Origin of the sequence: Streptomyces sennicomposti (assembly GCF_019890635.1) — a bacterium.
Classification (GTDB): Bacteria; Actinomycetota; Actinomycetes; order Streptomycetales; family Streptomycetaceae; genus Streptomyces; species Streptomyces sennicomposti.
The window spans coordinates 19,521-44,667 of record NZ_JAIOAB010000025.1 but is presented as its reverse complement, the minus strand read 5'-3'; the positions used below and the strand labels follow the sequence as shown (position 1 = coordinate 44,667).

20 protein-coding genes are annotated in these 25,147 nt (G+C 71.1%); 17 read left to right on the top strand and 3 right to left on the bottom strand.

All coding sequences use genetic code 11. The annotated features are described in order from the left end of the window. Nucleotides 1–9: 9 nt before the first annotated feature. From yajC to K7787_RS16275, 5 genes are all read left to right on the top strand, one after another. On the top strand, nucleotides 10–504 hold the full coding sequence (gene yajC, locus K7787_RS16295; protein ID WP_169438073.1) for a preprotein translocase subunit YajC: 495 nt from the start codon (nucleotides 10–12) through the stop codon (nucleotides 502–504). 131 nt (nucleotides 505–635) lie between these two features. Further along, entirely contained in the window at nucleotides 636–2,441 is a 1,806-nt protein-coding gene (secD, locus tag K7787_RS16290; RefSeq protein WP_223001848.1) for a protein translocase subunit SecD, read from the top strand. A 4-nt stretch (nucleotides 2,442–2,445) separates the two neighbouring features. After that, complete coding sequence (secF, locus tag K7787_RS16285; RefSeq protein WP_164392865.1) at nucleotides 2,446–3,561, top strand: protein translocase subunit SecF; 1,116 nt, start codon at nucleotides 2,446–2,448, stop codon at nucleotides 3,559–3,561. Between the two features lie 5 nt (nucleotides 3,562–3,566). Further along, nucleotides 3,567–4,106, top strand: a complete 540-nt coding sequence (locus tag K7787_RS16280) for an adenine phosphoribosyltransferase (protein WP_027758544.1) — start codon at nucleotides 3,567–3,569, stop codon at nucleotides 4,104–4,106. Nucleotides 4,107–4,311: 205 nt separating this feature from the next. After that, complete coding sequence (locus K7787_RS16275) at nucleotides 4,312–6,825, top strand: RelA/SpoT family protein (protein WP_164392867.1); 2,514 nt, start codon at nucleotides 4,312–4,314, stop codon at nucleotides 6,823–6,825. 77 nt (nucleotides 6,826–6,902) lie between these two features. Here K7787_RS16275 and K7787_RS16270 read toward each other — a convergent pair whose 3' ends face one another. Together K7787_RS16270 and K7787_RS16265 are read right to left on the bottom strand one after the other, a co-directional pair. Next, a complete protein-coding gene (locus K7787_RS16270; RefSeq protein WP_009187619.1) occupies nucleotides 6,903–8,132 on the bottom strand; it encodes a DUF349 domain-containing protein in 1,230 nt (409 codons plus the stop codon). A gap of 138 nt (nucleotides 8,133–8,270) precedes the next feature. Continuing rightward, a complete protein-coding gene (locus tag K7787_RS16265; RefSeq protein WP_019984655.1) occupies nucleotides 8,271–9,110 on the bottom strand; it encodes a peptidylprolyl isomerase in 840 nt (279 codons plus the stop codon). Between the two features lie 179 nt (nucleotides 9,111–9,289). Here K7787_RS16265 and K7787_RS16260 point away from each other — a divergent pair, with 179 nt between their 5' ends. The 5 genes from K7787_RS16260 (at nucleotide 9,290) to rpsD (ending at nucleotide 14,660) form a co-directional block, all read left to right on the top strand. After that, entirely contained in the window at nucleotides 9,290–9,997 is a 708-nt protein-coding gene (locus K7787_RS16260; RefSeq protein WP_009187617.1) for an MBL fold metallo-hydrolase, read from the top strand. Nucleotides 9,998–10,008: 11 nt separating this feature from the next. Next, on the top strand, nucleotides 10,009–11,271 hold the full coding sequence (gene hisS, locus K7787_RS16255; protein ID WP_169438076.1) for a histidine--tRNA ligase: 1,263 nt from the start codon (nucleotides 10,009–10,011) through the stop codon (nucleotides 11,269–11,271). 321 nt (nucleotides 11,272–11,592) lie between these two features. Then, nucleotides 11,593–12,249, top strand: coding sequence for a vitamin K epoxide reductase family protein (locus K7787_RS16250; protein WP_223001847.1), 657 nt, complete (start codon nucleotides 11,593–11,595; stop codon nucleotides 12,247–12,249). A gap of 116 nt (nucleotides 12,250–12,365) precedes the next feature. Further along, complete coding sequence (locus tag K7787_RS16245) at nucleotides 12,366–13,721, top strand: replication-associated recombination protein A (RefSeq protein WP_223001846.1); 1,356 nt, start codon at nucleotides 12,366–12,368, stop codon at nucleotides 13,719–13,721. Nucleotides 13,722–14,045: 324 nt separating this feature from the next. Continuing rightward, nucleotides 14,046–14,660, top strand: coding sequence for a 30S ribosomal protein S4 (gene rpsD, locus K7787_RS16240; RefSeq protein WP_009187613.1), 615 nt, complete (start codon nucleotides 14,046–14,048; stop codon nucleotides 14,658–14,660). 111 nt (nucleotides 14,661–14,771) lie between these two features. On the opposite strand, the gene K7787_RS16235 is transcribed toward rpsD, so the two are convergent. Further along, the gene (locus K7787_RS16235; RefSeq protein ID WP_247720956.1) at nucleotides 14,772–16,916 is read right to left on the bottom strand and encodes an ATP-binding protein; all 2,145 of its coding nucleotides are present in this window, start codon (nucleotides 16,914–16,916) and stop codon (nucleotides 14,772–14,774) included. A gap of 174 nt (nucleotides 16,917–17,090) precedes the next feature. Between K7787_RS16235 and K7787_RS16230 the strand changes: the two genes are divergently transcribed. The 7 genes from K7787_RS16230 to aroC all read left to right on the top strand — a co-directional run bounded on the left by K7787_RS16230 (nucleotide 17,091) and on the right by aroC (nucleotide 25,112). Continuing rightward, nucleotides 17,091–17,540: a DUF948 domain-containing protein gene (locus K7787_RS16230; RefSeq protein ID WP_009187611.1), complete on the top strand. Its 450-nt coding sequence runs from the start codon at nucleotides 17,091–17,093 to the stop codon at nucleotides 17,538–17,540. A gap of 9 nt (nucleotides 17,541–17,549) precedes the next feature. Further along, on the top strand, nucleotides 17,550–17,909 hold the full coding sequence (locus tag K7787_RS16225; protein WP_223001844.1) for a hypothetical protein: 360 nt from the start codon (nucleotides 17,550–17,552) through the stop codon (nucleotides 17,907–17,909). Then, on the top strand, nucleotides 17,909–20,581 hold the full coding sequence (gene alaS, locus K7787_RS16220) for an alanine--tRNA ligase (RefSeq protein WP_009187609.1): 2,673 nt from the start codon (nucleotides 17,909–17,911) through the stop codon (nucleotides 20,579–20,581). Before K7787_RS16225 ends, alaS begins: the two co-directional genes overlap by 1 nt. Nucleotides 20,582–20,605: 24 nt before the next feature. Next, on the top strand, nucleotides 20,606–21,070 hold the full coding sequence (ruvX, locus tag K7787_RS16215) for a Holliday junction resolvase RuvX (RefSeq protein WP_009187608.1): 465 nt from the start codon (nucleotides 20,606–20,608) through the stop codon (nucleotides 21,068–21,070). Between the two features lie 120 nt (nucleotides 21,071–21,190). Further along, nucleotides 21,191–22,960, top strand: a complete 1,770-nt coding sequence (gene mltG / locus K7787_RS16210; RefSeq protein ID WP_223001843.1) for an endolytic transglycosylase MltG — start codon at nucleotides 21,191–21,193, stop codon at nucleotides 22,958–22,960. Continuing rightward, nucleotides 22,941–23,780: a shikimate dehydrogenase gene (locus tag K7787_RS16205; RefSeq protein WP_223001842.1), complete on the top strand. Its 840-nt coding sequence runs from the start codon at nucleotides 22,941–22,943 to the stop codon at nucleotides 23,778–23,780. The genes mltG and K7787_RS16205 overlap by 20 nt, the downstream gene beginning before the upstream one ends. Nucleotides 23,781–23,927: 147 nt before the next feature. Further along, nucleotides 23,928–25,112, top strand: coding sequence for a chorismate synthase (gene aroC / locus K7787_RS16200; protein WP_223001841.1), 1,185 nt, complete (start codon nucleotides 23,928–23,930; stop codon nucleotides 25,110–25,112). Nucleotides 25,113–25,147: the final 35 nt, after the last annotated feature.

Here is a 25,147-nt window from a genome sequence, read left to right as displayed (position 1 = left end):
TTCCGACCCGTGAAGCTCGTGACCCTCCTCCCGTTCATCGTGCTCATCGGGGCCATGTTCCTGATGACCCGGTCGGCCAAGCGCAAGCAGGCGCAGGCCGCCGACATGCGGAACCAGATGCAGCCCGGCAGCGGAATTCGCACCATCGGGGGCATGTACGCCACGGTCAAGGAGGTCAACGACGACACGGTCCTCCTTGACGCCGGACCGGGCGTGGAACTGCTGTTCGCCAAGAACGCCATCGCCACCGTCCTGTCCGACGACGAGTACAACCGCATCGTCCACGGCATCGAGCACGACCTGAAGTCCGACGCCGACCTCGTTCCCGACGACGCCTCCTCCCTCACCGAGACCGACGAGCCCGCCGCCGACGCTTCCACCGCCTCCGACGACAAGCCGATCGACCTCGGGAAGAAGGACGCGGCCGAGGAGCCGGCCGACGCCGCCGAGGCGAAGGCGGACGCAGAGCCGAAGAAGACCGACGGCGACTCCGAGGCGAAGTAGTCACCCTCCAGGGCGCGCGGCACCGCCCGCGCGCCCTGGGACGTGTTCACTTCGCGCGGGATCCCGACACCATGTCATGGCCGCCACCGGGCTGACCCGGCGCGGAGCGGCCCGAGAGGGAGTACGAGAAGGTGGCAGCACCTAAGAAGGGCCGGAGCGCGAGCGCCCAGAGCAAGCCGTGGCGCTCGCTGGCCCTCATCCTGATCGCCATCGTGGCGCTCACCGGCGGCATGTTCGCCTCGGGGAACACCACCCCGCGTCTCGGCATCGACCTGGCCGGCGGTACGAGCATCACCCTGCGGGCGGTCCCCGAACGCGGTCAGGAATCCGCGATCAACAAGACCAACATGAACACGGCCGTGAACATCATGGAACGCCGTGTCAACGGTCTTGGCGTCTCGGAGGCCGAGGTCCAGACCCAGGGCGACGACAACATCATCGTCAACATCCCCAAGGGCACGAACTCCAAGCAGGCCCGGGAGCAGGTCGGCACCACCGCGAAGCTGTACTTCCGTCCGGTCCTCGCCACCGAGCTGTCCGCCGGCGCCGCCACGGCCAGCCCGTCGCCGAGCGCCTCCTCGAGCCCCTCGGGCAAGGCGTCCGCCAGCCCCTCGGGCAAGGCGACGGCACAGTCCGGCGAGAAGGCGACCTCCGGTTCCGAGAGCCCGTCGGCGACCGCGACCCAGCAGGGCCGCGCCGTCACCGACGCCCTGAAGGCCGACGCCACGCCGTCCGCCGGCGCCACCGCGTCCGCCAAGGCCTCCGCCACCCCGAAGGCCTCCACCAGCGCCTCCCCGTCGCCGAGCGGCAGCGCCGGCGACGACGCCACCGCCAAGCTCCAGGCCCAGTACACCGCGCTCGACTGCTCCAAGGAGAGCATGCGCGCCACCGCCGGCAAGGGCGTGCTGCCCACCGAGCCGACCGTGGCCTGCGGCAAGAACTCCTCGGGCGTGTGGCAGAAGTACATCCTCGGCCCGGCCGCCGTCGACGGCACCGACGTCAAGAAGGGCCAGGCGGTCTTCGACACGCAGGGCGCGGCAGGCTGGATCGTGCAGCTCGACTTCACCGGCTCGGGCGCGAAGAAGTTCGCGGACGTCACCGGCAAGCTGGCGCAGAACCAGGAGCCGCAGAACCAGTTCGCCATCGTCCTGGACGGCGAAGTGGTCTCCGACCCCCGGGTCACGACCGCGATCACCGGCGGCAACGCCGAGATCTCCGGCAGCTTCGACCAGCAGTCCGCGCAGAACCTGGCCAACATGCTCTCCTACGGCGCCCTGCCGCTGACCTTCAAGGAGGACAGCGTCACCACCGTGACGGCCGCGCTCGGCGGCGACCAGCTGCACGCCGGCCTGATCGCGGGCGCCATCGGCCTCGCCCTGGTCGTCGTCTACCTGCTGATCTTCTACCGCGGCCTGTCGCTGATCGCCATCCCCTCACTGCTGGTCTCGGCGATCCTCGCCTACGTGATCATGTCGCTGCTCGGCCCGGCCATCGGCTTCGCGCTGAACCTGCCGGCGGTGTGCGGCGCCATCGTCGCCATCGGCATCACCGCGGACTCGTTCATCGTGTTCTTCGAGCGCATCCGCGACGAGATCCGCGAGGGCCGCTCGCTGCGGCCCGCCGTGGAGCGCGCCTGGCCGCGGGCCCGGCGCACCATCCTGGTCTCCGACTTCGTCTCGTTCCTGGCCGCCGCGGTGCTGTTCATCGTCACCGTCGGCAAGGTGCAGGGCTTCGCGTTCACGCTCGGCCTGACCACTCTGCTCGACGTGGTCGTCGTCTTCCTGTTCACCAAGCCGCTGATGACGATCCTGGCCCGCAGGAAGTTCTACGCGAACGGCCACAAGTGGTCCGGCCTCGACCCGAAGGCCCTGGGCGCCAAGCCCCCGCTGCGCCGTACCCGCCGCCCCGCCCGCCCCGTCGACACGAAGGAGGCGTGAGCGTATGTCGAAGATCGGCAGCCTCGGCGCCCGACTCCACCGTGGCGAGGTCGGCTACGACTTCGTCAAGAACCGCAAGATCTGGTACGGCATCTCCATCCTGATCACCATCACGGCCATCCTCGGCCTGGCGGTGCGCGGCCTGAACATGGGCATCGAGTTCCAGGGCGGAGCGGTCTTCACCACCCCCAAGCACATGACGACCTCGGTCAGCCAGGCCGAGACGTACGCCGAAGAGGCCTCCGGCCACGACGCGATCGTGCAGAAGCTCGGTGACGGCAGCCTGCGCATCCAGATCGCCGGCATCGACACCGGCAAGTCCGACGAGATCAAGGACGCCCTGTCCAAGGACCTGAAGGTCAACCCCGAGCAGCTCAACGCCGACCTGGTCGGCCCGAGCTGGGGCAAGCAGATCGCCAACAAGGCCTGGGAAGGCCTGGCGATCTTCATGGTCCTGGTCGTGATCTACCTGGCGATCGCCTTCGAGTGGCGGATGGCGCTGGCCGCCCTGGTCGCCCTGATCCACGACATCACGATCACCACCGGCATCTACGCCCTCGTCGGCTTCGAGGTCACGCCGGGCACCGTGATCGGTCTGCTGACCATCCTCGGTTACTCGCTCTACGACACGGTCGTCGTCTTCGACAGCCTCAAGGAGCAGACGAAGGACATCACCAAGCAGACCCGCTGGACCTACAGCGACATCGCCAACCAGTCGATCAACGGCACGCTGATGCGCTCCATCAACACCACCGTGGTCGCGCTGCTGCCGGTGGCCGGCCTGCTGTTCATCGGCGGCGGCGTGCTCGGCGCGGGCATGCTCAACGACATCTCGCTGTCGCTGTTCGTCGGCCTCGCGGCCGGTGCGTACTCCTCGATCTTCATCGCCACGCCGCTCGTTGCCGACCTCAAGGAGCGCGAGCCGCAGATGAAGGCCCTGCGCAAGCGTGTCCTGGCCAAGCGGGCGCAGGCCGGCGCGCAGGGCGAGCCCGAGGCGCAGGGCGCCGGCGCGTCCTTCGGCGAGGAGCCCGAGGACGCCGCTCCCGCGGTCGTCGGCCCGCGCGAGCAGGGCGCCTCCCGCAGCCGGGGCCGTGGCCGGCCCTCCGGGAAGCGCCGGTGACCGCGATGACCGACATCCAGGAACTGCTGCTCAGCCGCATCCGCGATGTGGAGGACTACCCGGAGCAGGGCGTGATGTTCAAGGACATCACGCCGCTCCTGGCGGACCCGGCGGCGTTCACCGCCCTGACCGACGCGTTCGCCGAGATCGCCGAGCGCACCGGCGCCACGAAGATCGTCGGCCTGGAGGCCCGCGGCTTCATCCTCGGCGCCCCCGTCGCCGTCCGCGCGGGCCTCGGGTTCATCCCCGTGCGCAAGGCGGGCAAGCTCCCCGGAGCCACCCTCCGCCAGGCCTACGACCTGGAGTACGGCTCGGCGGAGATCGAGGTGCACGCCGAGGACCTGACCGCGGGCGACCGCGTCCTGGTCGTGGACGACGTCCTCGCCACCGGCGGCACCGCCGAGGCCTCCCTGCAACTGATCCGCCGGGCGGGCGCCGGGATCGCCGGCGTCGCCGTCCTGATGGAACTCGGCTTCCTCGGCGGCCGGGCCCGGCTGGAGCCGGCCCTGGACGGAGCGCCCCTGGAGGCGCTGCTCCAGGTCTGACCGAAGCGTGGATACGGGACAAAAGCCCCGTATTCGCACAGACGGCACCACTGAGACGGGCCCGGAGGAATCCGGCGCCCGTCTCAGGTGTTCGCACAGGGAACAGCCCGCACGCCGGACTGAAGGCGATCCCGCGGCCCGGGATCGCTACCATGGGGTTTCCGGAGCCTGACCGGGGGACCCGGATCGCGCACGAGGAGTCCTCTTGCCAGACGAGGCCCAGCCACTGACCGCCGCCAAGCCCGAGTCCGCCTCGGCGTCCGCGGCGAAGCCCGCGCCCAAGGTGTCGAACGCGAAGAACGACACCCGGCGGGCGGTCGAGCACGCCCAGTCCGCGCCGGTCGAGAAGACCGCCGAGGCCGCGCGCCCCAAACCCGCCCCGCCCGTGCGCTCCGCCGGCGGGGCCGGCGCCCGCTCCGGCTCCTCCAATCGCGTCCGCGCCCGTCTGGCCCGCCTCGGCGTGCAGCGCGCCAACCCGTACAACCCGGTCCTGGAGCCCCTGCTGCGGATAGTGCGCAGCAACGACCCCAAGATCGAGACCTCGACGCTGCGCCAGATCGAGCGCGCCTACCAGGTCGCCGAGCGCTGGCACCGCGGCCAGAAGCGCAAGAGCGGCGACCCGTACATCACGCACCCGCTCGCCGTCACCACCATCCTCGCCGAGCTGGGCATGGATCCGGCCACCCTGATGGCCGGGCTGCTGCACGACACCGTCGAGGACACCGAGTACGGCCTGGAGGACCTGCGCCGCGACTTCGGCGACGTGGTCGCCCTGCTCGTCGACGGCGTCACCAAGCTGGACAAGGTCAAGTTCGGCGAGGCCGCGCAGGCCGAGACCGTGCGCAAGATGGTCGTCGCCATGGCCAAGGACCCCCGCGTCCTGGTCATCAAGCTCGCCGACCGCCTGCACAACATGCGCACCATGCGCTACCTCAAGCGCGAGAAGCAGGAGAAGAAGGCGCGCGAGACCCTGGAGATCTACGCGCCGCTCGCCCACCGCCTGGGCATGAACACCATCAAGTGGGAACTGGAGGACCTCGCCTTCGCGATCCTCTACCCCAAGATGTACGACGAGATCGTCCGCCTCGTCGCCGAGCGCGCGCCCAAGCGCGACGAGTACCTGGCCGTCGTCACCGACGAGGTCCAGGCCGATCTGCGCGCCGCCCGCATCAAGGCCACCGTCACCGGCCGCCCCAAGCACTACTACAGCGTCTACCAGAAGATGATCGTCCGCGGCCGCGACTTCGCGGAGATCTACGACCTGGTCGGCATCCGCGTCCTGGTCGACACCGTCCGGGACTGCTACGCCGCCCTCGGCACCGTGCACGCGCGATGGAACCCGGTCCCCGGCCGGTTCAAGGACTACATCGCGATGCCCAAGTTCAACATGTACCAGTCGCTGCACACGACGGTCATCGGCCCCAACGGCAAGCCGGTCGAGCTGCAGATCCGCACCTTCGACATGCACCGCCGCGCCGAGTACGGCATCGCCGCGCACTGGAAGTACAAGCAGGAGGCCGTCGCCGGCGCCTCCAAGGTCCGCACCGACGCGCCCAAGTCGTCCGCGAAGGACAAGGACGCCATCAACGACATGGCGTGGCTCAGGCAGCTGCTGGACTGGCAGAAGGAGACCGAGGACCCCGGCGAGTTCCTGGAGTCGCTGCGCTTCGACCTCTCCCGCAACGAGGTCTTCGTCTTCACGCCCAAGGGCGACGTCATAGCGCTCCCGGCCGGCGCCACCCCCGTCGACTTCGCCTACGCCGTCCACACCGAGGTCGGCCACCGCACGATAGGAGCCCGGGTCAACGGCCGACTGGTGCCGCTGGAGTCGACCCTGGACAACGGCGACCTGGTGGAGGTCTTCACCTCCAAGGCGACCGGCGCCGGACCCTCCCGGGACTGGCTCGGCTTCGTCAAGTCGCCGCGCGCCCGCAACAAGATCCGCGGCTGGTTCTCCAAGGAGCGCCGCGACGAGGCGATCGAGCAGGGCAAGGACGCCATCGTCCGCGCCATGCGCAAGCAGAACCTGCCGATCCAGCGGATCCTGACCGGTGACTCCCTGGTCACCCTCGCCCACGAGATGCGCTACTCCGACATCTCCGCGCTCTACGCGGCGATCGGCGAGGGCCATGTCTCGGCGCAGAACATCGTCCAGAAGCTCGTGCAGGCCCTCGGCGGCGAAGAGGCCGCCACCGAGGAGATCGACGAGGCGATGCCGCCCGCCCGCGGGCGCGGCCGCAAGCGCCGCTCCAGCGCGGACCCGGGCGTCGTCGTCAAGGGCGTCGACGACGTGTGGGTCAAGCTGGCCCGCTGCTGCACCCCGGTGCCCGGCGACCCGATCATCGGCTTCGTCACCCGCGGCAGCGGCGTCTCCGTGCACCGCAGCGACTGCGTCAACGTCGAGTCGCTGTCCCGCGAGCCCGAGCGCATCCTGGACGTCGAGTGGGCGCCCACCCAGTCCTCGGTCTTCCTGGTCGCCATCCAGGTCGAGGCGCTGGACCGCTCCCGGCTGCTCTCGGACGTCACCCGCGTCCTGTCCGACCAGCACGTCAACATCCTGTCCGCGGCCGTCCAGACCTCCCGCGACCGCGTCGCCACCTCCCGCTTCACCTTCGAGATGGGCGACCCCAAGCACCTCGGGCACGTCCTGCGGGCCGTACGCGGCGTCGAGGGCGTCTACGACGTGTACCGGGTCACCTCGGCCCGCAACCGCACCTAGCCCGCGCACACACGACGAGGGCTCCCGTACGCGCCGTACGGGAGCCCTCGGTCACACGCGACCGGGTCGCCTCAGCCTCAGCCGCCGAACTCCTGCAGACCCTTCAGAGCCTGGTCCAGAAGCGCCTGACGGCCCTCCAGTTCCTTCTCCAGCTTGTCGGCCCGGGCGGTGTTGCCCTGGGCGCGCGCCTGCTCGATCTGGCCCCGGAGCTTGTCCACGGCGGCCTGCAGCTGACCGGTCAGACCCTCGGCACGCGCACGCGCCTCCGGGTTCGTCCGGCGCCACTCGGCCTCCTCGGCCTCCTGCAGAGCCCGCTCCACCGCGTGCATCCGGCCCTCGACCTTGGGCCGGGCGTCGCGCGGCACATGGCCGATCGCCTCCCAGCGCTCGTTGATCGAGCGGAAGGCGGCCCGGGCGGCCTTCAGATCGGCGATCGGCAGCAGCCGCTCGGCCTCCTCGGCCAGCTCCTCCTTCAGCTTGAGGTTCTCCGCCTGCTCGGCGTCGCGCTCGGCGAACACCGAACCGCGCGCGGCGAAGAACACGTCCTGGGCGCCGCGGAAACGGTTCCACAGATCGTCCTCGTGCTCCCGCTGCGCCCGGCCCGCGGCCTTCCACTCGGCCATCAGATCCCGGTAGCGGGCCGCCGTCGGACCCCAGTCCGTCGAACCCGACAGCGCCTCCGCCTCGGCGACCAGCCGCTCCTTGACCCGGCGGGCCTCCTCGCGCTGCGCGTCCAGCTGCGCGAAATGCGCCTTGCGCCGCTTGGAGAACGCCGACCGGGCGTGCGAGAAGCGGTGCCACAGCTCGTCGTCCGACTTGCGGTCCAGCCGCGGCAGCCCCTTCCAGGTGTCCACCAGCGCCCGCAGCCGCTCACCGGCCACCCGCCACTGGTCCGAGCGGGCCAGCTCCTCCGCCTCCGCGACCAGCGCCTCCTTGGCGTGCCGGGCCTCGTCCGTCTGCCGGGCGCGCTGCGCCTTGCGCTCCTCGCGCCGCGCCTCGACGGTCTCGACCAGCTTGTCCAGGCGGGCGCGCAGCGCGTCGAGATCACCGACCGCGTGGTGCGCGTCGATCTGCTCCCGAAGGTGGCCGATGGCGGCCTGCGCGTCCTTCGACGACAGGTCGGTGGTCCGCACTCGCTTCTCGAGGAGGCCGATCTCGACAACCAGGCCCTCGTACTTGCGCTCGAAGTAGGCCAGCGCCTCCTCGGGGGAGCCGGCCTGCCAGGAACCGACGACCTGCTCGCCGTCGGCCGTCCGCACGTACACGGTCCCCGTCTCGTCGACGCGGCCCCACGGGTCGCTGCTCACAGCGCCTCCTCCACATGATGCCCGCGAGGGGGCTTCGTGGCTCCCCCGGGCATCGTCCACAGTTTCGTCACGGCCAACATAGGCGACCGGCGGGTTGCCTGTCCGCATCCAGCACGACCGAAATTACGCAGTTGACGATCAGGATTTCGTGACCGTGGCCTTGTTGATGACGACCGTCGCGTTGGGCGCCCCGTCGCCGGCCCCGGTGTTCTCGCCCGCGGCGGCGATCTTCTTCAGCACCTTCAGCCCGGACTCTGAAATCGTACCGAAGGGGGTGTAGTTGGGCGGAAGCTGGCTGTCCTGGTAGACGAGGAAGAACTGGCTGCCGCCGGAGTTGCGGCCCTGCCCGCTGGAGGCGTCGTACTGGTTCGCCATCGCCACCGTGCCCGCCGGGTAGACGTTGCCGGTCAGGCTCTTGTCCTTGAGGTTCTCGTCCGGGATCGTGTAGCCGGGACCGCCCGTGCCCTGCCCCTGCGGGTCGCCGCACTGGAGCACGTAGATGCCGGCGGTGGTGAGCCGGTGGCACTTGGTGTGGTCGAAGTAGCCCTGGCCCGCCAGGAAGTCGAACGAGTTCACCGTGTGCGGCGCCGCGCCCGCCTTCAGCGCGATGTCTATGTCACCGCACGTCGTGGCCAGCTTCATCGTGTACTTCGCCGACGTGTCGATCTTCATCGCCGGCTCCTTCTTCCAGCTCAGCTTCTTCACCGAGCCCGCGGCCGGCTTGGCGCACGGGTCCGGCGCCTTGCTGGTGGCGCTGGGGGAGACCTCCGCGCCCGCGTTCGACTTGCTGTCGTCCTTGTCGCTCTTGAGGGCCCCGGTCGTGTACAGCGCCGCACCGGCGATGACGACCACGCCGAGCACCGACGCGATCACCGAGTTGCGCACACGCGCCTTGCGCCGCGCCTCGGTGCGCCGCTGCTGCTGCCGCAAGAACTTCTCCCGGGCGAGCTGACGCCGCCGCTGCTCCTGGCTGACCACCGGGTTCTCTCCTCATGCGTCTCATGTGTCGACGGGTACGCGCGCGTCCCGTGAGCCGACCGCCTGCGTGTGCCCCGTACCGTATATGGGTTAGCTGAGGATCCGGCAGCGCCGGTAGGCTCGGATCACAGGCGTAGCCGCCCGATGCCCTCCCTTATCGACACAAACGAAGGACGATCGTGCTCATTGCCGGGTTCCCCGCCGGGGCCTGGGGGACGAACTGCTATCTCGTCGCCCCCGCCGCCGGTGAGGAGTGCGTGATCATCGACCCCGGCCACCAGGCCGCCCCAGGCGTCGAGGAAGCGCTGAAGAAGCATCGGCTCAAGCCCGTCGCCGTCGTCCTCACCCACGGCCACATCGACCACGTGGCCTCGGTCGTCCCGGTGTGCGGAGCACACGGCGTACCCGCCTGGATCCACCCGGCCGACCGGTACATGATGAGCGACCCCGAGAAGGCCCTCGGCCGTTCCATCGGCATGCCGCTGATGGGCGAGCTGACCGTGGGGGAGCCGGACGACGTCGAGGAACTGGCCGACGGCGCCAGGCTGGAGCTGGCCGGTCTGGAGTTCTCCGTCGCGCACGCGCCGGGCCATACCAAGGGGTCGGTGACGTTCCGGATGCCCGAGACCGCGGACATCCCGCAGGTCTTCTTCTCCGGGGATCTGCTGTTCGCCGGCTCCATCGGACGCACCGACCTGCCCGGCGGTGACATGGCCGAGATGCTCGACTCGCTGGCCCGCGTGTGCCTGCCGCTCGACGACTCGACCGTGGTGCTGTCCGGCCACGGCCCCCAGACGACCATCGGCCAGGAGCGCGCCACCAACCCGTATCTGCGGCAGGTGGCGGCCGGCCAGGGAGCGGGCGACGCTCCCCGACGAGGAATGTGACGAGAGACTTCGTGAGCACCTTCAAGGCCCCCAAGGGCACCTACGACCTGATCCCGCCGGACTCCGCGAAGTTCCTGGCGGTGCGCGAGGCCATCGCCGCCCCGCTGCGCAACTCCGGCTACGGCTACATCGAGACGCCCGGCTTCGAGAACGTCGAACTCTTCGCGCGCGGTGTCGGCGAGTCCACCGACATCGTCACCAAGGAGATGTACGCCTTCGAGACCAAGGGCGGCGACAAGCTCGCCCTGCGCCCGGAGGGCACCGCCTCCGTGCTGCGCGCGGCCCTGGAGGCCAACCTGCACAAGGCCGGCAATCTGCCGGTCAAGCTCTGGTACTCCGGCTCCTACTACCGCTACGAGCGCCCCCAGAAGGGCCGCTACCGCCACTTCTCCCAGGTGGGCGCCGAGGCGATCGGAGCGGAGGACCCGGCGCTCGACGCCGAGCTGATCATCCTGGCCGACCAGGCCTACCGCTCGCTGGGCCTGAGGAACTTCCGCATCCTGCTCAACAGCCTGGGCGACAAGGAGTGCCGCCCGATCTACCGCGCGGCGCTCCAGGACTTCCTGCGCGGCCTGGATCTGGACGAGGACACGCTGCGCCGCGCGGAGATCAACCCGCTGCGCGTGCTCGACGACAAGCGCCCCGACGTGCAGAAGCAGCTCACCGACGCCCCGCTGCTGCGCGACTACCTGTGCGACGCCTGCAAGGCGTACCACGAGGAGGTCCGCGAGCTGATCACCGCGGCCGGCGTCTCCTTCGAGGACGACCCCAAGCTGGTCCGCGGCCTGGACTACTACACGCGCACCACCTTCGAGTTCGTGCACGACGGCCTCGGCTCGCAGTCCGCGGTCGGCGGCGGCGGCCGCTACGACGGCCTGTCCGAGATGATCGGCGGCCCCGCGCTGCCCTCGGTCGGCTGGGCGCTCGGCGTGGACCGCACGGTCCTCGCCCTGGAGGCGGAGGGCGTCGAACTCCAGCTTCCCGCCACCACCAGCGTGTTCGCGGTCCCGCTCGGCGAGGAGGCGCGCCGCGTCCTGTTCGCCAAGGTCACCGAGCTGCGCAAGAACGGCGTCGCCGCCGACTTCTCCTACGGCGGCAAGGGCCTGAAGGCGGCCATGAAGGCGGCCAACCGCTCGGGCGCGCGCTACGCCCTGGTGATGGGCGAGCGCGACCTGGCCGAGGGCGTCGTCCAGCTCAAGGACATGGAGTCCGGCGAGCAGGCGGCCATCGGCGTGAACGAGATCGTGGCGGAGCTGGAGTCCCGGCTCGGCTGACGCTTCCCGCGCGTCCCAGGGCGCCGGACTCCCGCGCGGAGTCCGGCGCCCTGCCGTGTGGGGGCCTCGGCCCGCGCGCGTGCCGCCGGACGTGGACGCACCGGCGGGGCGTCAACTTCGTGCGCGCCCGTTCGTCATGTCGGGCGGTTTCGGCGGACGGAGGTGAACGCCGCTCCCGGCCGCCGGTACCGGTCCCACAGGCGGTGGCCACACCTCTCGCGCCCGTTTCCTTATCCCCATCGAACGGTGAACACGCGCGCGCGTGCGGCACAATGGCCCTGCCCGAAGCACCTCCGACTCTCGAGCGACGGAATCGGCGTGATGAGCAAGACGACAGTCAAGGACGTCTCCATGGAGCCCGACTCCGAGCCCGCGGCCCCCGGACCCCGGACGGCCGGCGGCAGCCGCGCCCTCGCCCTGCTGCTGGTGATCTGCGGCGCCGCCGGACTGCTCGCCGCCTGGGTCATCACGATCGACAAGCAGAAGATCCTCGAGGCCAAGCTCGCCGGCAAGACCTACACTCCGAACTGCAGCATCAACCCGATCATCTCCTGCGGCAGCGTCATGGAGAGCAAGCAGGCCTCGGTCTTCGGGTTCCCGAACCCCATGCTCGGCCTGGTCGCGTACGGCATCGTGATCTGCGTCGGCATGAGCCTGCTGGCCCGCGCCCGCTTCCCGCGCTGGTACTGGCTCACCTTCAACGCCGGCACGCTCTTCGGCGTCTGCTTCGTGACCTGGCTCCAGTACCAGTCGCTGTACCGGATCAACGCCCTGTGCCTGTGGTGCTCCCTGGCCTGGGTCGCCACCCTCACCCTGTTCTGGTACGTCACCTCCTTCAACATCCGCAACGACTTCCTGCCCGCCCCGCGCCAGGTGAAGTCGTTCCTCGCCGAGTTCACCTGGGTGCTCCCGGTCACCCACACCGGCGTCATCGCCATGCTGATCCTCACCCGCTGGGGCAGCAGCCTCTGGGCCTGAGCCGCCGGGCCCGAACCCTCTCGGCCCGAGCCGCCGGGCCTGTGTCCCCCGGCCCGGGCGGGCCGCCGGGTCCGGCGGCCCACGGCGTTGTCAGTGGCGTGCCATAGGGTTTCCGTGTGGAGCCCGACCTGTTCACCGCCGCAGCAGAAGAACGCCAGGAGAAGGACCCGGCCGCCAGCCCGCTGGCCGTCCGGATGCGCCCGCGCACCCTCGACGAGGTGGTGGGCCAGCAGCATCTGCTGAAGCCCGGCTCGCCCCTGCGCCGACTGGTCGGCGAGGGCGCGGGAGGACCGGCCGGACCCTCCTCGGTGATCCTGTGGGGCCCGCCCGGCACCGGCAAGACCACCCTCGCCTACGTCGTCTCCAAGGCCACCAACAAGCGCTTCGTGGAGCTGTCGGCGATCACCGCGGGCGTCAAGGAGGTCCGCGCGGTCATCGACGGCGCCCGCCGCGCCACCGGCGGGTACGGCCAGGAGACCGTCCTCTTCCTCGACGAGATCCACCGCTTCAGCAAGGCGCAGCAGGACTCCCTGCTCCCGGCGGTGGAGAACCGCTGGGTCACCCTGATCGCGGCCACCACCGAGAACCCGTACTTCTCGGTGATCTCCCCGCTGCTGTCCCGCTCCCTGCTGCTCACCCTCGAACCCCTCACCGACGACGACGTGCGCGGCCTGCTGCGCCGCGCCCTCGCCGACGAGCGGGGCCTGAAGTCCGCCGTCGCCCTGCCCGAGGACACCGAGGACCATCTGCTGCGCATCGCCGGCGGCGACGCCCGCCGGGCGCTGACCGCGCTGGAGGCCGCCGCCGGGGCCGCCCTCGACAAGGGCGAGGACGAGATCTCCCTGACCACGCTGGAGGAGACGGTCGACCGGGCCGCGGTGAAGTACGACCGCGACGGCGACCAGCACTACGACGTCGCCAGCGCCCTGATCAAGTCCATCCGGGGCTCGGACGTCGACGCCGCCCTGCACTACCTGGCCCGGATGATCGAGGCCGGCGAGGACCCCCGGTTCATCGCCCGCCGGCTGATGATCTCCGCCAGCGAGGACATCGGCCTCGCCGACCCGAACGCGCTGCCGATCGCCGTCGCCGCCGCCCAGGCCGTCGCCATGATCGGCTTCCCCGAGGCCGCCCTCACCCTCAGCCACGCCACCATCGCCCTCGCGCTCGCCCCCAAGTCCAACTCGGTGACCACGGCGATCGGCGCCGCCCTGGAGGACGTGCGCAAGGGGCTGGCCGGGTCCGTGCCGCCGCACCTGCGGGACGGCCACTACAAGGGCGCCGCCAAGCTCGGCCACGCCCAGGGCTACGTCTACCCGCATGACCTGCCCGAGGGCATCGCCGCCCAGCAGTACGCGCCGGACGCCCTCAAGGACCGCGAGTACTACAGCCCGAGCCGGCACGGCGCCGAGGCGCGCTACGCGGACGCGGTGGAGTGGACCCGCAAGCACCTGGGCCGCAAGCGTCCGTGAGCACCTCGGTCGGAAGCGGTCACAGCAGCCTGTAGACTGCTGCGGAGTGCTGAGTCCCGTGCCGTCAGAGCGGGACAACTAGCCGGAGACCCGGTTCGTCACGGACCGGCTCCAGGAGCGTCGCGCACCGTCGAACGGTGTCGCGGGCAGCCCACCACCACCCGGAGTTCCGGGACAGGTCGGTGGGCCACTCGCGTGCTGCACGTATGTGCCCAGACCAGGGAAACGGCTGCCCGGCAGGTCCCTCGTGGACCAGCGGGTTTTCCCGGCTGCGGATGCGACCTCCGTAACCCTGACGAGCCGAACACTACGAAATGAGAGACAGTGGCGAACCAGTCCCGCCCCAAGGTGAAGAAGTCGCGTGCCCTCGGCATCGCGCTGACCCCGAAGGCCGTCAAGTACTTCGAGGCCCGTCCCTACCCGCCGGGCGAGCACGGCCGCGGCCGCAAGCAGAACTCGGACTACAAGGTCCGTCTGCTCGAGAAGCAGCGTCTGCGCGCGCAGTACGACGTGTCCGAGCGTCAGCTCGTCCGCGCCTACGAGCGTGCCTCCAAGGTCCAGGGCAAGACCGGTGAGGCCCTGATCGTCGAGCTGGAGCGCCGCCTCGACGCGCTGGTCCTGCGTTCGGGCATCGCCCGCACGATCTACCAGGCCCGTCAGATGGTCGTCCACGGCCACATCCAGGTCAACGGCCAGAAGGTCGACAAGCCGTCCTTCCGTGTCCGTCCGGACGACGTCGTGCAGGTCCGCGACCGCTCCAAGGAGAAGACGCTCTTCACGATCGCCCGTGAGGGTGGCTTCGCCCCCGAGGGCGAGACCCCGCGCTACCTCCAGGTGAACCTCAAGGCCCTGGCGTTCCGCCTGGACCGCGAGCCGAACCGCAAGGAGATCCCGGTGATCTGCGACGAGCAGCTCGTCGTCGAGTACTACGCCCGCTGATCACCGGCAGGCCGTAGCACCGCCTCGACCCGCCGTCTCCCCGCCCGCCCGGGCGGAGGGGACGGCGGGTCCGCGCGTTTTCGGGCCTCCAGGGCACAGCTGACCGGCCGGTCAGTCGCCGTTCGACAGCTGGGAGCGCAGCCGGCGGACCGGCCCCGGAGGCCGGGGCGCCGGCAGCCGCCGCAGCGACCGGGTGCGCGAACCGCGCAGCGCCCGCGTCACCGCCGCCTCCCGGCCGAGCCCCGCCCCCTGGCGCACGCACTCCTCGTACCGCTCGTCGCCCAGCAGCTCCCGGGCCATCGCCTCGCACAGCTCGTGCGGCGCGTTGTAGTGCGCCGACCCGAACAGCCGCAGCCCCACCGACGGCCACATGCCGGCCGCCGCGCCCTGCAGCACCGCCGCCTCCACCGCGTCGCCCTCGGCCACCGTCACCAGCGCCAGCAGCTCCACCGCCAGCACCGACCCCAGCAGATCGCGGAACCCGTGCGCGCTGCCCAGACAGTCCACCAGCAGCGTTCGGGCGCGGACCAGATCCCCCTTGCGCCAGGCCGCGTACGCCAGGACGTACAGCGCGTACGCCCGCGTCCAGCGCTCGCCGTGGTCGTCGCAGACCCGGCGGACGTCCTCGCACAGCCGCACCGCGTCCGGCAGATCGCCCTGGAACGCCCGCGCCATCGCCAGCTCCACCTGCCCCATCAGCACCGTGCTGTTCAGCTCGCCCAGCTCCCGGTACCGCTCCAGCGCCGAGCGCAGCAGCGTCTCCGCGCGCTCCACGTCGTCCGTGATCAGCGCCAGACAGCCGGTGCGGTGCTCCGCGTACGCCAGCGCCGTCGCGCTCGCCGTGCGCTCGGCGCTCTCCCGGCACTCGCGCAGCGCGGCCAGCGCCGGCACCGTGTCCCCCTGCAGGATCGCCACATAGCCGAGCATCGCCAGCGCCCGCAGCCGGGACTGCTCGTGTCCGCCGTCCAGCTCCACCGCGCGCCCCAGCCAGTGCCGGCCCTCCGACAGCCGCCCGCACCCCGCCCAGCAGAACCACAGGCAGCCCGCCAGGTACTGGCCCAGATGCGCCTCGTCCGGGCCGGTCATGCAGTACTCCAGTGCGGCGCGCAGATTCGGCAGCTCCGCCTCGATCCGCGCCGCCACCTCCCGCTGCCGGGGCGAGAACCACTCCAGCTCGCACCAGGTGGCCAGCCCGACGTACCAGTCGCGGTGCCGGCGCCGCAGCCGCTCCGCGTCCCCGGCCGCCACCAGCCACTGGGCGCCGTAGGCCCGCACCGTGTCCAGCATCCGGTAGCGCACCCCGGCCGCCGTCTCCTCGCGCGCCACCACCGACTGCGCCAGCAGCTCGGTCAGCACGTCCAGGACGTCGTCGGAGGGCAGCCCGCCGCCGCTGCACACGTACTCGGCGGCCTCCAGGTCGAACGGCCCGGCGAACACCGACAGGCGTGCCCACAGCAGCCGTTCCGCGGGCGTGCACAGCTCGTGGCTCCAGCCGATCGCCGTGCGCAGCGTCCGGTGCCGGGGCAGGGCGTCCCGGCCGCCGCCGGTCAGCAGCCGGAACCGGTCGTCCAGCCGTTCCAGCAGCCGCCCCGGCGACAGCGCCCGCAGCCGGCCCGCGGCCAGCTCGATCGCCAGCGGAATGCCGTCCAGGCGCCGGCACAGCTCCCGCACCGCCGGATCGCCGCCGTCCACCGCGACGTCCTGCTGCGCGGCCCGCGCCACCAGCAGCTCCGTCGCGTCCTCCGCGCCCAGCGGCGCCAGCGGGAACAGCCGCTCGCCCGCCACCCCCAGCGGCCGCCGCCCCGCCGCCAGCACCGTCAGCCCCGGCGCCCGCCGCAGCAGCTCGGCCACCAGGCCCGCGCACGCCTGCGCCAGATGCTCGAACCCGTCGAGCACCAGCAGCAGCCGGCGCCCGGCCAGATGCGCGAGCAGGGCCTCGCGCGGCGGGCGCGTGGTGTGGTCGGTCAGCCCCAGCGCCTCCACCACGGCGTGGTCCAGGAACTCCGGGTCCCGAAGCGGCGCCAGCTCCACCCGCCACACGCCGTCCGGCGCCGTCGAGCGGGCCGCCGCCCGCGCCGCCAGCCGCGACTTGCCGACCCCGCCCACGCCGGTCACCGTCACCAGCCGCGCGGCGCCGAGCGCCCGCGCCAGCGCGTCCAGTTCGGCCGCGCGGCCGACGAACGCGTCGAGTTCGGCGGGCAGGTTGCCCGCCGCGCCACTGCCCGGGGACGGCTCGGCCGGCGTGGAATCACGCATGGGGTCTCGCATGGGACACGGAGCGTACTGAACCGTAATCGGTCCGTACAAACGCCGGTCGCCGCCGCGCGGCGCGGCGGCGGTAATCCGGTACGGAGCCCCGCCCCGGGCGCGATAGGCTCGGTGTACGACTTTCTCGATGTTCTCGAAGTTCAGGCACGTTTCAGGGAGCGGGTGCGCACAGTGTCCGGTGGTGAGGTGGCCGGGATCCTGGTGGCCGTCTTCTGGGCGATCCTGGTCTCCTTCCTCGCCGTGGCGCTGGCGAGGGTGGCCCAGACGCTCAAGGCGACCACCAAGCTCGTGGCGGACGTGACCGATCAGGCCGTTCCGCTGCTGGCCGACGCCTCGCAGGCGGTGCGCTCCGCGCAGACCCAGATCGACCGCGTCGACGCCATCGCCTCCGACGTCCAGGAGGTCACGTCCAACGCGTCCGCGCTGTCGACGACCGTCGCCTCCACCTTCGGCGGCCCCCTGGTCAAGGTCGCCGCCTTCGGCTACGGCGTGCGCCGGGCCCTGGGCGGCCGCAAGGAGGACGTGCCCGCCAAGACGTCGAGGCGTACCGTGATCGTGGGCCGCACCGTCCCGGCCGCGCGGCGGGGGAAGCGGAACAACCGGGAGAAGTAAGGACTAGCGATGTTCCGCCGTTCGTTCTGGTTCAGCACCGGCGTCGCCGCCGGTGTGTGGGCCACCACCAAGGTCAACCGCAAGCTGAAGCAGCTGACCCCCGAGTCCCTCGCCGTCACCGCGGCGAACAAGGCGCTGGAGACCGGTCACCGGCTCAAGGACCGCGCGGTCGGCTTCGCGCTCGACGTCCGCGACAACATGGCGCAGCGGGAGGCCGAACTCGGCGAGGCGCTGGGCATCAACGCCCCCGTCGACCCCGAACTCCCGGCGCCGAGGCGGTTCGCCGTCCTCGAGAACCACACCAGCCCGAAGTACGTCGACGGCTCGACGTACCCGACGTACTCGAACAACCGGAATGAGGACCACTGATGGAGTCGGCTGAGATCCGCCGCCGCTGGCTGAGCTTCTTCGAGGAGCGCGGGCACACCGTCGTCCCTTCGGCGTCGCTCATCGCGGACGACCCGACTCTGCTCCTCGTCCCGGCCGGCATGGTGCCCTTCAAGCCCTACTTCCTGGGCGAGGTCAAGCCGCCGTTCCCGCGCGCCACCAGCGTGCAGAAGTGCGTGCGCACGCCGGACATCGAAGAGGTCGGCAAGACCACCCGGCACGGCACGTTCTTCCAGATGTGCGGCAACTTCTCCTTCGGCGATTACTTCAAGGAAGGCGCCATCAAGCTCGCCTGGGAGCTGCTCACCAGCCCCCAGGACAAGGGCGGTTACGGCCTCGACCCCGAGCGCCTGTGGATCACCGTCTACAAGGACGACGACGAGGCCGAGCAGATCTGGCACGAGGTCGTCGGCGTGCCCAAGGAGCGCATCCAGCGCCTGGGCATGAAGGACAACTTCTGGTCCATGGGCGTGCCCGGCCCCTGCGGCCCCTGCTCCGAGATCAACTACGACCGCGGCCCCGAGTTCGGCGTCGAGGGCGGCCCCGCCGTCAACGACGAGCGGTACGTGGAGATCTGGAACCTCGTCTTCATGCAGTACGAGCGCGGCGAGGGCACCGGCAAGGACAACTTCGAGATCCTCGGCGACCTGCCGAGCAAGAACATCGACACCGGCCTCGGTCTCGAACGCCTCGCCATGATCCTGCAGGGCGTACAGAACATGTACGAGATCGACACCTCGATGGCCGTCATCAAGAAGGCCACCGAGCTGACCGGCGTCGCCTACGGCGACGCCCACGCCTCGGACGTGTCCCTGCGCGTGGTCACCGACCACATGCGCACCGCCACCATGCTCATCGGCGACGGCGTCACCCCGGGCAACGAGGGCCGCGGCTACGTGCTGCGCCGCATCATGCGCCGCGCCATCCGCAACATGCGCCTGCTCGGCGCCACCGGCCCGGTAGTCAGGGACCTCATCGACGTCGTCGTCAACATGATGGGCCAGCAGTATCCGGAGCTGGTCACCGACCGCGAGCGCATCGAGAAGGTCGCCCTCGCCGAGGAGAACGCCTTCCTGAAGACGCTGAAGGCCGGCACCAACATCCTCGACACCGCCGTCACCGAGACCAAGCAGTCCGGCGGCAAGGTCCTCTCCGGCGACAAGGCGTTCCTGCTCCACGACACCTGGGGCTTCCCCATCGACCTCACCCTGGAGATGGCCGCCGAGCAGGGGCTGTCCGTGGACGAGGAGGGCTTCCGCCGCCTGATGAAGGAGCAGCGGGAGCGCGCCAAGGCCGACGCCCAGGCCAAGAAGACCGGCCACGCCGACCTGGGCGCCTACCGCGAGATCGCCGACACCGCCGGCGAGACCGACTTCATCGGCTACACCGACACCGAGGGCGAGTCCACGATCGTCGGCCTCCTGGTGGACGGCGTGTCCTCCCCGGCCGCCACCGAGGGCGACGAGGTCGAGGTCGTCCTGGACCGCACCCCGTTCTACGCCGAGGGCGGCGGCCAGATCGGCGACACCGGCCGCATCAAGGTCGACTCCGGCGCCGTCATCGAGATCCGCGACTGCCAGAAGCCGGTCCCGGGCGTCTACGTCCACAAGGGCGTCGTCCAGGTCGGCGAGGTCACCGTCGGCGCCAAGGCCCACGCCTCGATCGACGGCCGCCGCCGCAAGGCCATCGCCCGCGCCCACTCGGCCACCCACCTCACCCACCAGGCGCTGCGCGACGCCCTCGGCCCGACGGCCGCCCAGGCCGGTTCCGAGAACCAGCCCGGCCGCTTCCGCTTCGACTTCGGCTCCCCGTCCGCCGTCCCGACGGCCGTGATGACCGACGTCGAGCAGAAGATCAACGAGGTGCTGGCCCGCGACCTCGACGTGCACGCCGAGGTCATGGGCATCGACGAGGCCAAGAAGCAGGGCGCCATCGCCGAGTTCGGCGAGAAGTACGGCGAGCGCGTGCGCGTCGTCACCATCGGCGACTTCTCCAAGGAGCTGTGCGGCGGCACCCATGTGCACAACACCGCCCAGCTGGGTCTGGTGAAGCTGCTCGGCGAGTCCTCCATCGGCTCGGGCGTGCGCCGTATCGAGGCCCTGGTCGGCGTGGACGCCTACAACTTCCTCGCCCGGGAGCACACGGTCGTCGCCCAGCTCCAGGAGCTGATCAAGGGCCGCCCGGAGGAGCTTCCGGAGAAGGTCTCCGCCATGCTCGGCAAGCTGAAGGACGCCGAGAAGGAGATCGAGAAGTTCCGCGCCGAGAAGGTCCTCCAGGCCGCCGCGGGACTCGCCGAGTCCGCCAAGGACGTGCGCGGCGTGGCCCTGGTCACCGGCCAGGTCCCGGACGGCACCACGCCGGACGACCTGCGCAAGCTGGTCCTGGACGTGCGCGGCCGCATCCAGGGCGGCCGGGCCGCCGTGGTCGCCCTGTTCACGGTGAACAACGGCAAGCCGCTCACGGTCATCGCCACCAACGAGGCCGCCCGTGAGCGCGGTCTGAAGGCCGGCGACCTGGTCCGCACCGCCGCCAAGACGCTCGGCGGCGGCGGTGGCGGCAAGCCGGACGTCGCCCAGGGCGGCGGCCAGAACCCGGCCGCCGTCGGCGAGGCCGTCGACGCGGTCGAGCGCCTGGTCGCCGAGACCGCCAAGTAGGACGAGCAAGAGACGGCCGAGAAGATGCGCAGAGGACGTCGGCTCGCGATCGACGTCGGGGACGCCCGGATCGGGGTCGCCTCGTGCGACCCCGACGGGATCCTCGCCACCCCCGTGGAGACGGTGCCGGGCCGGGACGTCCCGGCGGCGCACCGTCGCCTCAGGCAGCTCGTCGAGGAGTACGAGCCGATCGAGGTCGTCGTCGGGCTCCCTCGCTCCCTCAAGGGGGGCGAGGGCCCCGCCGCCGTCAAGGTCCGCGCGTTCGCGGGCGAACTGGCCAAGGGCGTCGCCCCGGTGCCGGTCCGCCTGGTGGACGAGCGGATGACCACCGTGACGGCCAGTCAGGGGCTGCGCGCCTCCGGGGTGAAGTCCAAAAAGGGACGCTCCGTGATCGACCAGGCCGCCGCCGTCATCATCCTGCAGCAAGCCCTCGAATCCGAACGGGTGTCAGGTGAACCACCCGGCGAGGGCGTCGAAGTGGTCATCTGATCGCGATACGGTAACGTTCCGCGCGATGCGCCGGTGTTCGAACAGCCGACGCACAGCAAGAGGCGGGACGGTGCCGGGCGACACGCTGCGTGACCGCTGCCTCGCGGCTCTAGGGGATCGATGACTGAGTATGGCCGGGGCCCAGGCTCCGAACCGTGGCATCCGGAGGACCCGTTGTACGGGGACGGCGGATGGGGAGGACAGCAGGGTCACCCGGACCCGCAGTCTCCTTACGGCGGCCTGCCGCAGCACCACCCGCAGCATGCACAGCAGCAGCACCCGCAGCAGTACGGCGACTGGAGCCAGGGCGGCCAGCCCGGCTACGGCGAGCAGTACCCGCACTACGCCCCCCAGGGCGGCCAGCAGCAGCCCCAGCACCACGGCCAGCCCCAGCACCACGGTCACCAGGGCCACCACCAGTACGACCCGCAGTACGGCGCCCAGCTCCAGGACCAGCACCAGCAGGGCGGCTGGGACGGCGCCGCCGGCCAGCAGCCGCAGCCGCCGTACGTCGCCGACCCGGTCGACCCGTACGGCCAGCAGGCCGTGGCCTACGGCGCCGAGCAGCCCGATCTGTACGGCACCCCCGAGGCCTACCCGCCGCCGGAGCCCCCGGGCCGCCGTAGCGCCGATCCGGAGCCGCGGCGCGACTGGGACCCGGACCCGGAGGACGAGCGGGAAGAGGACCACGCCTTCTTCGCGGGCGGCGGTGACGACGAGGACGACGACGCGCCGGGCGCGGACGAGCCGGCCGCGGGCCGCGGCCGCGCCGACCGCAAAGGGCGCGGCGGCAAGGGCAAGAGCGGCAAGAAGCGCCGCAACGGCTGCGCCTGCCTGGTCGTGGTGCTGGTGTTCGGCGGCGGTGCGGCCGGCGTCGGCTACTACGGCTACCAGTTCTACCAAAATCGTTTCGGCGCGGCGCCGGACTACGCGGGTGACGGCACCGGCGAGACGGTCACCGTGGAGATCCCGCAGGGCGCCGGCGGCTACGACATCGGCCGCGCGCTGAAGAAGGCGGGCGTGGTCAAGAGCGTCGACGCGTTCGTCGCGGCCCAGTCGCACAATCCGCAGGGCAAGCAGATCCAGGCGGGCGCCTATCTGCTGAAGAAGCAGATGTCGGCGGCGAGCGCCGTCGCGATGATGCTCGACCCGACGAGCCAGAGCAACGTCCTGGTGAAACCGGGCGAGCGCAACTCCGAGGTCTACAAGGCGATCGACAAACAGCTCGATCTGTCGGCGGGCACGACCAAGAACATCGCCGCCAAGCAGTACAAGAGCCTCGGCCTGCCCTCGTGGGCCGACAACAACGGCCAGATCATGGACCCGCTGGAAGGATTCCTCTACCCGGGCACCTATCCGGCGGCCAAGGGGATGAAGCCCGAGGCGGTCCTGAAGGACATGGTCGAACAGGCCGACCAGGCCTACAGCCGTTACGACGTCGTGGCGAAGGCGAAGGAGTTCGACCTCGCCGACCCGCTGCAGTTCGTCACGGTCGCGAGTCTCGTCCAGGCCGAGGGCAAGACGCACGACGACTTCCGCGCCATGGCCGAGGTGATCTACAACCGCCTCAAGCCGACGAACACCGAGACCAACCAGAAGCTGCAGTTCGACTCGACCTTCAACTACCTGATGGGGCAGAGCAAGATCCACATCAGTGAGAAGGAGATCAACAGCAACCAGAACCCGTACAACACGTACACCCACAAGGGACTCCCGCCCGGACCGATCGGGAACCCCGGCGACGACGCCCTGAAGGCGGCACTGAACCCGACCGACGAGGGCTGGCTCTACTTCGTGGCGACCGACGGTATGAACAAGACCGAGTTCGCCAAGAATCTGGCCGATTTCAATAAGCTCAAGGACAAGTTCAATGCCAGCTCGGGCCACTGACGCCCGCCGGGCCGCCGTGCTCGGTTCGCCCATCGCCCACTCCCTCTCCCCGGTGCTGCACCGCGCCGCCTACCGGGAACTGGGACTCGTGAACTGGTCGTACGACCGGTTCGACGTCGACGAGGCCGCCCTGCCCGGCTTCGTCGAGAAGCTCGGGCCCGAATGGGCGGGACTGTCGCTGACCATGCCGCTGAAGCGGGCCGTGATCCCGCTGCTGGACGAGATCAGCGAGACGGCGGCCGCCGTGGAGGCGGTCAACACCGTCGTCCTCACCGAGGACGGCCGCCGCACCGGCGACAACACCGACATCCCCGGCATGGTCGCCGCGCTGCGCGAGCACGGCGTCGAACAGGTCGACTCGGCCGCCGTCCTCGGCGCCGGCGCCACCGCCTCCTCCGCGCTCGCCGCGCTCGCCCGGATCTGCACCGGCGAGGTCACCGTCTACGTCCGCAGCGAGGCCCGCGCCGCCGAGATGCGCCAGTGGGGCGAACGCCTCGACGTCGACGTCCGCACCGCCGACTGGTCCGACGGCGCACGGGCGCTGCACGCCCCGCTGGTCATCGCCACCACCCCGGCCGGCACCACGGACGCCCTCGCCACGGCGGTCCCCGAGCGGCCCACCACCCTCTTCGACGTGCTCTACGACCCCTGGCCCACCGCCCTCGCGGCCCGCTGGTCCATGTCCGGCGGCGCCGTCGTCAGCGGCCTCGACCTCCTGGTCCACCAGGCCGTCCTCCAGGTCGAACAGATGACCGGCATCACTCCGGCCCCGCTGGACGCCATGCGTCACGCGGGCGAGAAGGCCCTGGCCGACCGCTGACCCGCCCCGCGGCTGTCCAGCGCGCGTCCGCCTGCTGGACCGGCGGCCGGTTCCGCTCCCCGGACGTGGGAGGATCGGAGGTGGCGGGCCAGGGCCGCGCACCCGGTCGCGCCGTCGCAGTTCCAGGCGCGAATATGAGGAGCACCGTTGAGCAGGTTGCGTTGGCTGACCGCGGGGGAGTCGCACGGGCCGGCACTCGTCGCCACGCTGGAGGGTCTTCCCGCCGGTGTGCCGATCACCACGGAGATGGTGGCTGACCACCTGGCGAGGCGGCGGCTGGGGTACGGCCGTGGCGCCCGGATGAAGTTCGAGCGGGACGAGGTCACCTTCCTCGGCGGTGTCCGCCACGGTCTGACGCTGGGTTCTCCGGTGGCGGTCATGGTGGGCAACACGGAGTGGCCGAAGTGGGAGCAGGTCATGGCGGCCGACCCGGTCGACCCCGCGGAGCTGGCCGAGCTGGCGCGGAACGCGCCGCTGACCCGTCCCCGGCCCGGGCACGCGGACCTCGCCGGTATGCAGAAGTACGGTTTCGACGAGGCGCGGCCGATCCTGGAGCGGGCCTCGGCGCGGGAGACCGCGGCGCGGGTGGCGCTGGGTGCGGTGGCGCGGTCGTATCTGAAGGAGACGGTCGGCATCGAGATCGTCAGCCATGTGGTGGAGCTGGCGGCGGCCAAGGCCCCGTACGGGGTGTACCCGACCCCCGCGGACGTCGAGAAGCTGGACGCGGATCCGGTGCGCTGTCTGGACGCGGACGCCTCGAAGGCGATGGTCGCGCAGATCGACCAGGCTCATAAGGACGGTGACACGCTCGGCGGTGTGGTGGAGGTGCTGGCGTACGGGGTGCCGGTGGGTCTGGGTTCGCATGTGCACTGGGACCGGCGGCTGGACGCGCGCCTGGCCGGGGCGTTGATGGGTATCCAGGCGATCAAGGGTGTGGAGGTCGGTGACGGTTTCGATCTGGCCCGGGTGCCCGGTTCGCAGGCGCACGACGAGATCGTCACCACCGAGGAGGGCATCAGGCGGGCCACGGGCCGCTCGGGCGGCACCGAGGGCGGTCTGTCCACGGGTGAGCTGCTGCGGGTGCGGGCGGCGATGAAGCCGATCGCGACGGTGCCGCGTGCGCTGCGCACGGTGGACGTGGCCACCGGTGAGCCGGCACAGGCGCACCACCAGCGCTCGGACGTGTGCGCGGTGCCGGCGGCCGGGATCGTGGCCGAGGCGATGGTGGCGCTCGTGCTGGCGGACGCGGTGGCGGAGAAGTTCGGCGGGGACAGCGTGCCCGAGACGCGCCGCAACGTCCGTTCCTACCTCGAGAACCTGGCGGTCCGGTGACGGGCTCGGGTGGGCCGCTGGTCGTGCTGGTCGGG